Source organism: Shigella sp. FJ200513 (assembly GCF_040495915.1).
Classification (GTDB): domain Bacteria; phylum Pseudomonadota; class Gammaproteobacteria; order Enterobacterales; family Enterobacteriaceae; genus ECMA0423.
The window spans coordinates 1-11,202 of record NZ_JBDYCV010000113.1 but is presented as its reverse complement, the minus strand read 5'-3'; the positions used below and the strand labels follow the sequence as shown (position 1 = coordinate 11,202).

9 protein-coding genes and 2 pseudogenes are annotated in these 11,202 nt (G+C 49.8%); 9 read left to right on the top strand and 2 right to left on the bottom strand.

Annotated features, from left to right (window positions below; translation table 11 throughout):
* Window positions 1-59: 59 nt before the first annotated feature.
* The 4 genes and pseudogenes from fimD to fimH all read left to right on the top strand — a co-directional run.
* Window positions 60-2,120, top strand: a pseudogene (gene fimD, locus ABZJ92_RS18050) (fimbrial usher FimD); the annotation flags it as partial.
* A 9-nt stretch (window positions 2,121-2,129) separates the two neighbouring features.
* Window positions 2,130-2,660 (top strand): type 1 fimbria minor subunit FimF, encoded by a 531-nt coding sequence (gene fimF, locus ABZJ92_RS18045; RefSeq protein WP_001244836.1) that lies wholly within the window; start codon window positions 2,130-2,132, stop codon window positions 2,658-2,660.
* 72 nt (window positions 2,661-2,732) lie between these two features.
* Window positions 2,733-3,176 carry a type 1 fimbrial minor subunit FimG gene (fimG, locus tag ABZJ92_RS18040; RefSeq protein ID WP_077897989.1) on the top strand — a complete coding sequence of 148 codons (444 nt, stop codon included), beginning with the start codon at window positions 2,733-2,735 and terminating at the stop codon, window positions 3,174-3,176.
* A gap of 19 nt (window positions 3,177-3,195) precedes the next feature.
* A complete protein-coding gene (fimH, locus tag ABZJ92_RS18035; RefSeq protein ID WP_000816511.1) occupies window positions 3,196-4,098 on the top strand; it encodes a type 1 fimbria D-mannose specific adhesin FimH in 903 nt (300 codons plus the stop codon).
* Between the two features lie 250 nt (window positions 4,099-4,348).
* Here fimH and gntP read toward each other — a convergent pair whose 3' ends face one another.
* Window positions 4,349-5,692 carry a gluconate permease GntP gene (gntP, locus tag ABZJ92_RS18030; protein WP_000558239.1) on the bottom strand — a complete coding sequence of 448 codons (1,344 nt, stop codon included), beginning with the start codon at window positions 5,690-5,692 and terminating at the stop codon, window positions 4,349-4,351.
* A 339-nt stretch (window positions 5,693-6,031) separates the two neighbouring features.
* Here gntP and uxuA point away from each other — a divergent pair, with 339 nt between their 5' ends.
* The 3 genes from uxuA (at window position 6,032) to uxuR (ending at window position 9,745) form a co-directional block, all read left to right on the top strand.
* A complete protein-coding gene (gene uxuA / locus ABZJ92_RS18025; RefSeq protein ID WP_353765452.1) occupies window positions 6,032-7,216 on the top strand; it encodes a mannonate dehydratase in 1,185 nt (394 codons plus the stop codon).
* Between the two features lie 80 nt (window positions 7,217-7,296).
* Window positions 7,297-8,757 carry a fructuronate reductase gene (locus tag ABZJ92_RS18020; RefSeq protein WP_000208167.1) on the top strand — a complete coding sequence of 487 codons (1,461 nt, stop codon included), beginning with the start codon at window positions 7,297-7,299 and terminating at the stop codon, window positions 8,755-8,757.
* A 214-nt stretch (window positions 8,758-8,971) separates the two neighbouring features.
* Window positions 8,972-9,745 carry a Uxu operon transcriptional regulator gene (uxuR, locus tag ABZJ92_RS18015; protein WP_000844157.1) on the top strand — a complete coding sequence of 258 codons (774 nt, stop codon included), beginning with the start codon at window positions 8,972-8,974 and terminating at the stop codon, window positions 9,743-9,745.
* Window positions 9,746-9,885: 140 nt separating this feature from the next.
* Here the strand turns inward: uxuR and ABZJ92_RS18010 are convergent, their stop codons facing one another.
* A complete protein-coding gene (locus ABZJ92_RS18010; RefSeq protein ID WP_000062539.1) occupies window positions 9,886-10,716 on the bottom strand; it encodes a DUF2686 family protein in 831 nt (276 codons plus the stop codon).
* Window positions 10,717-10,969: 253 nt separating this feature from the next.
* On the opposite strand from ABZJ92_RS18010, the gene ABZJ92_RS22525 reads away from it, so the two are divergent.
* Together ABZJ92_RS22525 and ytiD are read left to right on the top strand one after the other, a co-directional pair.
* The gene (locus ABZJ92_RS22525) at window positions 10,970-11,053 is read left to right on the top strand and encodes a hypothetical protein (RefSeq protein ID WP_047635435.1); all 84 of its coding nucleotides are present in this window, start codon (window positions 10,970-10,972) and stop codon (window positions 11,051-11,053) included.
* Window positions 11,050-11,127: pseudogene (ytiD, locus tag ABZJ92_RS18005) on the top strand (protein YtiD); the annotation flags it as partial. The gene ABZJ92_RS22525 and the pseudogene ytiD, both read left to right, overlap by 4 nt.
* Between the last annotated feature and the right edge of the window lie 75 nt (window positions 11,128-11,202).

Here is an 11,202-nt window from a genome sequence, read left to right as displayed (position 1 = left end):
TGGAGCTGCATGACAAGGTCATCGGGCATTATCTGAACATAAAACACTATCAGTAAGTTGGAGTCATTACCCAGAATCGGATTGGGGGTAACAGCCATTATGCATATTTAAACCTACAGAGTGGGTTAAATATTGGTGCGTGGCGTTTACGCGACAATACCACCTGGAGTTATAACAGTAGCGACAGTTCATCAGGTAGCAAAAATAAATGGCAGCATATCATTACCTGGATTGAGCGAGACATAATTCCTTTACGTTCCCGGCTGACGTTGGGTGATGGTTATACCCAGGGCGATATTTTCGATGGTATTAACTTTCGCGGCGCACAATTGGCCTCAGATGACAATATGTTACCCGATAGCCAAAGAGGATTTGCCCCGGTGATCCACGGTATTGCTCGTGGTACTGCACAGGTCACTATTAAACAAAATGGATATGGCATTTATAATAGTACGGTGCCACCGGGGCCTTTTACCATCAACGATATCTATGCCGCAGGTAATAGTGGTGACTTGCAGGTAACGATCAAAGAGGCTGACGGCAGCACGCAGATTTTTACCGTACCCTATTCGTCAGTCCCGCTTTTGCAACGTGAAGGGCATACTCGTTATTCCATTACGGCAGGAGAATACCGTAGTGGAAATGCGCAGCAGGAAAAACCCCGCTTTTTCCAGAGTACATTACTCCACGGCCTTCCGGCTGGCTGGACAATATATGGTGGAACGCAACTGGCGGATCGTTATCGTGCTTTTAATTTCGGTATCGGGAAAAACATGGAGGCACTGGGCGCTCTGTCTGTGGATATGACGCAGGCTAATTCCACACTTCCCGATGACAGTCAGCATGACGGACAATCGGTGCGTTTTCTCTATAACAAATCGCTCAATGAATCAGGCACGAATATTCAGTTAGTGGGTTACCGTTATTCGACCAGCGGATATTTTAATTTCGCTGATACAACATACAGTCGAATGAATGGCTACAACATCGAAACACAGGATGGAGTTATTCAGGTTAAGCCGAAATTCACCGACTATTACAACCTCGCTTATAACAAACGCGGGAAATTACAGCTCACCGTTACTCAGCAACTCGGGCGCACATCAACACTGTATTTGAGTGGTAGCCATCAAACTTATTGGGGAACGAGTAATGTCGATGAGCAATTCCAGGCTGGATTAAATACTGCGTTCGAAGATATCAACTGGACGCTCAGCTATAGCCTGACGAAAAACGCCTGGCAAAAAGGACGGGATCAGATGTTAGCGCTTAACGTCAATATTCCTTTCAGCCACTGGCTGCGTTCTGACAGTAAATCTCAGTGGCGACATGCCAGTGCCAGCTACAGCATGTCACACGATCTCAACGGTCGGATGACCAATCTGGCTGGTGTATACGGTACGTTGCTGGAAGACAACAACCTCAGTTATAGCGTGCAAACCGGCTATGCCGGGGGAGGCGATGGTAATAGCGGAAGTACAGGCTACGCCACGCTGAATTATCGCGGTGGTTACGGCAATGCCAATATCGGTTACAGCCATAGCGATGATATTAAGCAGCTCTATTACGGAGTCAGCGGTGGGGTATTGGCTCATGCCAATGGCGTAACGCTGGGGCAGCCGTTAAACGATACGGTGGTGCTTGTTAAAGCGCCTGGCGCAAAAGATGCAAAAGTCGAAAACCAGACGGGGGTGCGTACCGACTGGCGTGGTTATGCCGTGCTGCCTTATGCCACTGAATATCGGGAAAATAGAGTGGCGCTGGATACCAATACCTTGGCTGATAACGTCGATTTAGATAACGCGGTCGCTAACGTTGTTCCCACTCGTGGGGCGATCGTGCGAGCAGAGTTTAAAGCGCGCGTTGGGATAAAACTGCTCATGACGCTAACTCACAATAATAAGCCGCTGCCGTTTGGGGCGATGGTGACATCAGAGAGTAGCCAGAGTAGCGGCATTGTTGCGGATAATGGTCAGGTTTACCTCAGCGGAATGCCTTTAGCGGGAAAAGTTCAGGTGAAATGGGGAGAAGAGGAAAATGCTCACTGTGTCGCCAATTATCAACTGCCACCAGAGAGTCAGCAGCAGTTATTAACCCAGCTATCAGCTGAATGTCGTTAAGGGGGCGTGATGAGAAACAAACCTTTTTATCTTCTGTGCGCTTTTTTGTGGCTGGCGGTAAGTCGCGTTTTGGCTGCGGATAGCACGATTACTATCCGCGGCTATGTCAGAGATAACGGCTGTAGTGTGGCCGCTGAATCAACCAATTTTACTGTTGATCTGATGGAAAACGCGGCGAAGCAATTTAACAACATTGGCGCGACGACTCCTGTCGTTCCATTTCGTATTTTGCTGTCACCCTGTGGTAATGCCGTTTCTGCCGTAAAAGTTGGGTTTACCGGCGTTGCAGATAGCCACAATGCCAACCTGCTTGCACTTGAAAATACGGTGTCAGCGGCTGCGGGACTGGGAATACAGCTTCTGAATGAGCAGCAAAATCAAATACCCCTTAATGCTCCATCGTCTGCGATTTCGTGGACGACCCTGACGCCGGGTAAACCAAATACGCTGAATTTTTACGCCCGGCTAATGGCGACACAGGTGCCTGTCACTGCGGGGCATATCAATGCTACGGCTACCTTCACTCTTGAATATCAGTAACTGGAGATGCTCATGAAATGGTGCAAACGTGGGTATGTATTGGCGGCAATGTTGGCGCTCGCAAGTGCGACGATACAGGCAGCCGATGTCACCATCACGGTGAACGGTAAGGTCGTCGCCAAACCGTGTACGGTTTCCACCACCAATGCCACGGTAGATCTCGGCGATCTTTATTCTTTCAGTCTTATGTCTGCCGGGGCGGCATCGGCCTGGCATGATGTTGCGCTTGAGTTGACTAATTGTCCGGTGGGAACGTCGAGGGTCACTGCCAGCTTCAGCGGGGCAGCCGACAGCACCGGATATTATAAAAACCAGGGGACCGCGCAAAACATCCAGTTAGAGCTACAGGATGACAGTGGCAACACATTGAATACTGGCGCAACCAAAACAGTTCAGGTGGATGATTCCTCACAATCAGCGCACTTCCCGTTACAGGTCAGAGCATTGACGGTAAATGGCGGAGCCACTCAGGGAACCATTCAGGCAGTGATTAGCATCACCTATACCTACAGCTGAACCCGAAGAGATAATTGTAATGAAACGAGCTATTACCCTGTTTGCTGTACTGCTGATGGGCTGGTCGGTAAATGCCTGGTCATTCGCCTGTAAAACCGCCAATGGTACCGCTATCCCTATTGGCGGTGGCAGCGCTAATGTTTATGTAAACCTTGCGCCTGTCGTGAATGTGGGGCAAAACCTGGTCGTAGATCTTTCGACGCAAATCTTTTGCCATAACGATTATCCGGAAACCATTACAGACTATGTCACACTGCAACGAGGCTCGGCTTACGGCGGCGTGTTATCTAATTTTTCCGGGACCGTAAAATATAGTGGCAGTAGCTATCCATTTCCGACCACCAGCGAAACGCCGCGGGTTGTTTATAATTCGAGAACGGATAAGCCGTGGCCGGTGGCGCTTTATTTGACGCCTGTGAGCAGTGCGGGCGGGGTGGCTATTAAAGCTGGTTCATTAATTGCCGTGCTTATTTTGCGACAGACCAACAACTATAACAGCGATGATTTTCAGTTTGTGTGGAATATTTACGCCAATAATGATGTGGTGGTGCCCACTGGCGGTTGTGATGTTTCTGCTCGTGATGTCACCGTTACTCTGCCGGACTACCCTGGTTCAGTGCCAATTCCTCTTACCGTTTATTGTGCGAAAAGCCAAAACCTGGGGTATTACCTCTCCGGCACAACCGCAGATGCGGGCAACTCGATTTTCACCAATACCGCGTCGTTTTCACCAGCGCAGGGCGTCGGCGTACAGTTGACGCGCAACGGTACGATTATTCCAGCGAATAACACGGTATCGTTAGGAGCAGTAGGAACTTCGGCGGTAAGTCTGGGATTAACGGCAAATTACGCACGTACCGGAGGGCAGGTGACTGCAGGGAATGTGCAATCGATTATTGGCGTGACTTTTGTTTATCAATAAAAAAATTACAGCGCATTGCTAATGCTGGTACCTGAGGCGCTACGCTATCAGACCTACAAAACCTGCACGTTAGCCCTTTGTAGGCCAGATAAGACGCGTCAGCGTCGCATCTGGCATAAACAAAGCGCACTTTACTGGTCTGTTCCCCTCACCCTAACCCTCTCCCCGGAGGGGCGAGGGGACTGTCCGGGCACATTTTTAGACTTTAGTCATCAGTCTGAGCCTGCCATTGGCAGGCTCTGGTGTTCTTTTACGCTACCATGCTAATAATCAGCACAATAATCAGCCCAACCACGGAGTTGACCAGCTCCAGCAGACCCCAGGTTTTCAACGTGTCTTTTACTGACAGGTCAAAGTAACCTTTGAACAACCAGAAAGATGCATCATTAATGTGGGTGAGGGTGTTGGAACCCGCAGCCGTCGCCAGTACCAGCAGCGCCGGATTCACGCCAACCAGCTGACCGGTTGCTGGATCAAGGATTGCAGCACTGATAATCCCGGCGGCGGTCATCGCCGAAACGACACCCTGACCCGTCGCCAGACGAATTAGCACAGTGATCAGCCATGCCATAATGTAGGGCGAGATATTGCCGTGGGACATCAACATGCCGATGGTGTCGCCAATGCCGGTGTCGATGATGGTCTGCTTCAGCACGCCACCCGCACCGATGATCAGAATCACCATTGCAATACTCTTCACCGCGCTTTCAAAAGCGTTCATCACCCACTGCATGTCATGACCACGCGCGGTGCCAAAGAGTACGAATGCAACCACCATCGCAATAAACATCGCAATCGGCGAGGAACCAATAAAGTTAACCACTTCCCAGGCAGGGGTATCTTTTACCAGCCAGATATTGGCGATGGTGGTAGAGATCATAATGATCGCCGGGATCAGCGGCACCAGAATCGAAACGCCGAAAGAGGGCAGATTATTCATATCTACCGGTTGATCTGCTTTCAGGAATGATGGCGTTGGGCGCTCAAGATTGCCGAGGAACTTCGGCAGGATCAGACCTGCGCAGATTACACTTGGGATCGTCACCAGTACGCCATAGATATAAACCATCCCCATATCCGCGCCATAAGCATTCACCAGCGCCACCGGACCCGGCTGCGGTGGGAACAGTGAATGTGCGGTAGTGGCAGCTGCTACTGCCGGGATCGCCAGTTTCAGGAACGGAATTTTAGCTTCGGCGGCAATAACAATAACCAGCGGCGCTAACATGATAAAGGCCACTTCATAGAACATCGCCAGACCGAAAATAAGGCCGATGATAATCACCGACAGCTGTACATAGCGCAGACCGAGACGCGCCAGCAGCGTATGTGCTATCTGGTGAGCCGCGCCGGAGTCGACCATCAATTTACCGATGACCGCACCGAACACCACGATGATAGCCAGTTCTCCCAGCGTGTTGCCGAAGCCCGCTTTCATGGTGTGCAGCAGCGACATCAAATCCATGCCTGCCAGCATCCCGACGGACAGCGCCGCCACCAACAAAGCCACCATTGAATTGATTTTGAACTTCAAATTCAGTATCAGCATCAGGCCAATGCCGAATACCACCCAGAGAATGTTAAGCACATGCATAACGTTTTACCTTACTTGGTTGAACCGTTGTTATTTTGGGCGACATGTTATGTAAATTGGTCAACCATTGTTGCGATGAATGTCACATCCTCTGATCAATAACCATCGATTACCCTTTGCTGCAATTTGCAGCAACAACCATGAGAGTGAAATTCTTGCGACGCGGTTAACCAATTTCAGAATTCTGGTTGACATGTCTTACCAAAAGGTAGAACTTATACGCCATCTCATCCGATGCAACGCCACGGCTGCGGTCTGGTTGTTCATCCGGATACCTAAACAACTCCAAGGTTCCGCGTCTCTTTGCTGTGGAACCCACTATGTGAAAGAGGAAAAATCATGGAACAGACCTGGCGCTGGTACGGCCCAAACGATCCGGTTTCTTTAGCTGATGTCCGTCAGGCGGGCGCAACTGGCGTGGTTACCGCGCTGCACCATATCCCGAACGGCGAAGTATGGTCCGTAGAAGAGATCCTCAAACGCAAGGCGATCGTTGAAGACGCAGGCCTGGTGTGGTCTGTCGTAGAAAGCGTACCAATTCACGAAGATATCAAAACCCACACTGGCAACTATGAGCAGTGGATCGCTAACTATCAGCAGACTCTGCGCAACCTGGCGCAGTGTGGCATTCGCACCGTGTGCTACAACTTCATGCCGGTGCTCGACTGGACCCGTACTGACCTCGAATACGTGCTGCCAGACGGCTCCAAAGCTCTGCGCTTCGACCAGATCGAATTCGCTGCATTCGAAATGCATATCCTGAAACGTCCAGACGCGGAAGCGGATTACACCGAAGAAGAAATTGCTCAGGCAGCTGAACGCTTCGCCACTATGAGCGACGAAGACAAAGCGCGTCTGACGCGTAACATCATTGCCGGTCTGCCGGGCGCGGAAGAAGGGTATACCCTCGACCAGTTCCGTAAGCACCTGGAGCTGTACAAAGATATCGACAAAGCCAAACTGCGCGAAAACTTTGCCGTCTTCCTGAAAGCGATTATTCCAGTTGCTGAAGAAGTTGGCGTGCGTATGGCGGTTCACCCGGACGATCCGCCGCGCCCGATCCTCGGCTTGCCGCGCATTGTTTCCACCATTGAAGATATGCAGTGGATGGTTGATACCGTAAACAGCATGGCGAACGGTTTCACCATGTGCACCGGTTCCTACGGCGTGCGTGCTGACAACGATCTGGTTGATATGATCAAGCAGTTCGGTCCGCGTATTTACTTCACCCATCTGCGCTCCACCATGCGTGAAGATAACCCGAAAACCTTCCACGAAGCGGCGCACCTGAACGGTGACGTTGATATGTACAAAGTGGTGAAAGCGATTGTTGAAGAAGAACACCGTCGTAAAGCGGAAGGCAAAGAAGACCTGATCCCGATGCGTCCGGACCACGGTCATCAGATGCTGGACGACCTGAAGAAGAAAACCAACCCTGGTTACTCCGCAATTGGTCGTCTGAAAGGCCTGGCCGAAGTTCGCGGTGTCGAACTGGCGATCCAGCGCGCTTTCTTTATCCGTTAATACCCACCGGCATGGCTGCGCGCCGTGCCGGTTCCTTCTTCCTTGCCGTCACTCTCTGAAGACGGATTCTGGAGTTTACGATGACTACTATTGTTGACAGCAATCTGCCGGTTGCCCGCCCGTCATGGGATCATTCTCGTCTGGAATCACGCATTGTGCATCTCGGTTGCGGGGCGTTTCACCGCGCGCACCAGGCGCTGTATACCCATCATCTGCTGGAAAGCACCGACAGCGACTGGGGCATCTGCGAAGTTAACCTGATGCCAGGCAACGACCGCATGCTGATCGAAAACCTGAAAAAACAGCAACTGCTGTACACCGTAGCGGAAAAAGGCGCAGAAAGCACCGAGCTGAAAATTATCGGTTCGATGAAAGAAGCGCTGCATCCGGAAATCGACGGCTGCGAAGGTATTCTCAACGCGATGGCGCGTCCGCAAACGGCGATTGTCTCTCTAACGGTCACGGAAAAAGGCTACTGCGCTGATGCGGCAAGCGGTCAACTGGATCTCAATAACCCGCTGATCAAGCACGATCTGGAAAACCCGACTGCGCCGAAGTCCGCGATTGGTTACATCGTCGAAGCCTTGCGTCTGCGTCGTGAAAAAGGGCTGAAAGCATTTACGGTGATGTCCTGCGATAACGTGCGTGAAAACGGCCATGTGGCGAAGGTCGCGGTACTGGGGCTGGCTCAGGCGCGTGACCCGCAGCTAGCGGCATGGATTGAAGAGAACGTCACCTTCCCGTGCACCATGGTTGACCGCATCGTTCCGGCGGCGACGCCAGAAACCTTACAGGAAATTGCTGACCAGCTGGGTGTTTACGACCCGTGCGCCATTGCCTGCGAACCGTTCCGTCAGTGGGTGATTGAAGATAACTTCGTTAATGGTCGCCCGGACTGGGATAAAGTGGGCACACAGTTCGTTGCAGACGTTGTGCCGTTCGAAATGATGAAGCTGCGTATGCTGAACGGCAGCCACTCTTTCCTGGCGTACCTCGGTTACCTCGGCGGCTATGAAACCATTGCCGACACCATGACTAACCCGGATTATCGCAAAGCGGCCTTTGCCCTGATGATGCAGGAACAAGCGCCAACGCTGTCGATGCCGGAAGGTACGGACCTGAACGCCTATGCGACGCTGCTGATCGAGCGTTTCAGCAACCCGTCTCTGCGTCACCGTACCTGGCAGATTGCGATGGACGGCAGCCAGAAGTTACCGCAGCGTCTACTGGACCCGGTGCGTCTGCACCTGCAAAACGGCGGCAGCTGGCGTCACCTGGCGCTGGGCGTGGCTGGCTGGATGGGTTACACCCAGGGCGTGGATGAGCAGGGTAATGCCATTGACGTGGTCGACCCGATGCTGGCCGAGTTCCAGAAGATTAACGCGCAGTATCAGGGCGCAGACCGCGTGAAAGCGCTGCTGGGCCTGAGCGGTATTTTTGCCGATGATCTGCCGCAGAATGCCGACTTTGTTGGCGCGGTGACGTCGGCATATCAGCAGCTGTGCGAACGCGGTGCGCGCGAGTGTGTGGCTGCGCTGTAACTAACTGATTACCCTACAGACTTACTGGTCAATCAAACTGATATTTGGTTGACCAGTTTTCGTTTTTTTGCCCACCTGTACGTGCCAACTTCCAGTGCTAATGGTATAGTTTGAGATTAACGGGGGCCGTAAAATTGCCCGTTGTAGGCCGGATAAGGCGTTCACGCCGCATCCGGCAAAAATTTGATTAACCGCACCTAACGGACACAACACCATGAAATCTGTCACCTCTGCGCAAAGACCTTACCAGGAAGTCGGGGCGATGATCCACGATCTGATCATAAAGACGCCGTACAATCCTGGCGAACGGCTGCCGCCGGAGCGTGAAATTGCAGAAATGCTTGATGTCACGCGGACGGTGGTACGTGAAGCGCTGATCATGCTGGAGATCAAAGGGCTGGTGGAAGTGCGCCGGGGTGCCGGTATCTATGTGCTTGATAGCTCAGGCAGCCACAACACAGACAGTCCGGATGCCAACGTCTGCAATGATGCGGGTCCTTTTGAGCTGTTACAGGCGCGTCAGTTACTGGAAAGTAACATCGCCGAGTTTGCCGCACTGCAGGCTACCCGCGAAGATATCGTCAAAATGCGTCAGGCATTGCAACTGGAAGAGCGTGAACTGGCTTCCAGCGCGCCGGGTAGCAGCGAAAGCGGTGACATGCAGTTCCATCTCGCCATTGCTGAAGCAACGCATAACAGCATGCTGGTGGAGTTATTCCGTCAGTCCTGGCAGTGGCGGGAAAACAATCCAATGTGGATCCAGTTGCACAGCCATCTGGATGACAGCCTGTATCGCAAAGAGTGGTTGGGCGATCACAAACAGATCCTCGCCGCGTTAATCAAAAAAGATGCCCGAGCGGCGAAGCTGGCAATGTGGCAGCATCTGGAAAACGTTAAGCAACGTCTGCTGGAATTCTCGAACGTTGACGATATTTATTTTGACGGCTATCTCTTTGATTCATGGCCGCTGGATAAAGTCGACGCCTGACTTATTATAATAAGCGCAAGGGTAAACGTTCCTTGCGCTTTCTTAAATTAAGAAGTCGCAATGAGTATTACTTTGTAAATTGCAGGGTTTTGTTTAAATATCTGTATAACCTGAATATTAGTACTCATTCTTCTCAGTGGCTATTTACCAATATAATTCCATTCACCATTTTTTAATTCAAACAGTTCTGGAAGAGATGACGGTTGCAGAGTCATGCGTTTGAGTGGCGCATCTTCATCACCGGGGATAACGTTATATCCCATTTTTGAATGGATCTCCGCGGTACCAGGATAGGCTTCTATACCAATGATTGGGTCATTTCCCATCTCAATATTAGCATTAAGTAATGCGGCAAGGGCGAATCCGGAAGAATTTGCTACCCCTGAGACAGTTATTATCTGATCAATATAGATATCAATTCTTGGCTGCTCATTGGTCCATCTTTTTGCCTGAGAAGCTGGAAGGGTTGAAATATATCCTATCGTGGTTCCGGCATAACCAGGAACATTGCAACCAGGGCCTAATGTTATTTCATGAACTGTATAGTCCTCAACAGGATCGAAAGGGCTCTTCATAAATAAATTTAGCCGTAAACCTTCTGCTAACTCTGTAGCAGCATGCGCCTTTTTACATATACCACCATATATTTCGTCTAAAGCTGAGGTGATTTTCAAGTTTCGATAGAGCATACGTCCTGTTGTTGTAATACCATTGAATTCTCTGCATGTATCTGTCACATAATTAAATGGCCAGGACTGTTTGCCAATATTAAGTTTTCTAATTTCGACAACGCTTTTTCCATCGTAATTATGGTTATTGCCACGAGCAAGAGGCAGAAGATAGATATTTTCCGTATCCAGGCGTGCATATTCATATCGACGTGTTAACTCACTGTCGACTTTTGGATGATGAAGGAAGTGATTATTTGTATTGAATTGGTTATTAGCGGCATTGCTTAATGGCATAGACATAATAGTTACCTTTTATGAGTATTTAACTGATGTTTAGAAAAATAGATAAATTTTTCTGTAGTAAAAAGAGAAGTAAACAAATGACATGCATGTTTCTGTTGTAGTGATATCAACTCTACACAGTGATATTAAAGGGTAGGAAACACTCTAAAGTATCAAAAAACGCTCATTTAAAATTATTTGCATGCAATTTAAAAGCATATCTTATTACTAATTGGAATTTGATATTGCTATATTGAGGTCTATATTAATAATGCCTGTGAATGGTATTTTTGATGTATTTGATATGTTATCAATTTATATTATTTACAAACTAATTGTTTCAAATAATACATAGCTGATTATGCGGAAATAAATAATTTCCCACCGGAATTAAGTAGCAGCGGTGACAAGTATTTTCATCTACGTAACGGTAATGCTGCCAACTTACTGATTTAGTGTATGATGGTGATTTTAAGGTGCTTGCGTGGCTTCCATTTCCATCAG